1 protein-coding gene is annotated in these 416 nt (G+C 67.3%); it reads right to left on the bottom strand.

Going from position 1 to position 416, the window contains the following annotated elements; all coding sequences use genetic code 11:
* Nucleotides 1-416: zinc-binding dehydrogenase (locus JK364_RS54665; protein ID WP_201858918.1), on the bottom strand; the 416-nt coding region annotated here is incomplete at both ends.

Genomic DNA, 416 nt, shown 5'->3' with positions numbered 1-416 from the left:
GGGGTGTGTGGGATGGTGAGGACGACCTTGCCGATGTGGCGGGCCTGGGCCATGAAGCGGAAGGCGTCCACCGACTCCCGCACGTCCCAACACCGCACCGGAAGACCCCGTAGCGCCCCCCGCTCGAACAACCCGGCCAGCTCCATCAGCATCGCGCCGATGCGGTCCGGGCCCGCGTCGTCGGCGATGTCGAACGCGCGGTACGTCACGCCCGGATGTGCCCGTGCCACTTCCTCGGTGTTGCGGAGGTCGGTTTTGCCCATTTCGATGAATCGGCCGTTGGGGGTGAGGAGGCGGAGGGAGGCGTCGATGAGGTCGTCGGTGAGGGAGTTGAGGATGACGTGGATGCCTTGGCCTTGGGTGGCGGTGTGGAAGGTGGTTTCGAAGTCGGGGGTGCGGGAGGTGGCGATGTGGTC

The organism is Streptomyces endocoffeicus, assembly GCF_016741935.1.
In the GTDB taxonomy this organism is placed as follows: domain Bacteria; phylum Actinomycetota; class Actinomycetes; order Streptomycetales; family Streptomycetaceae; genus Streptomyces; species Streptomyces endocoffeicus.
Note: the sequence above shows the minus strand (reverse complement) of the source record. Positions and strands in the feature narration are given on the sequence as shown.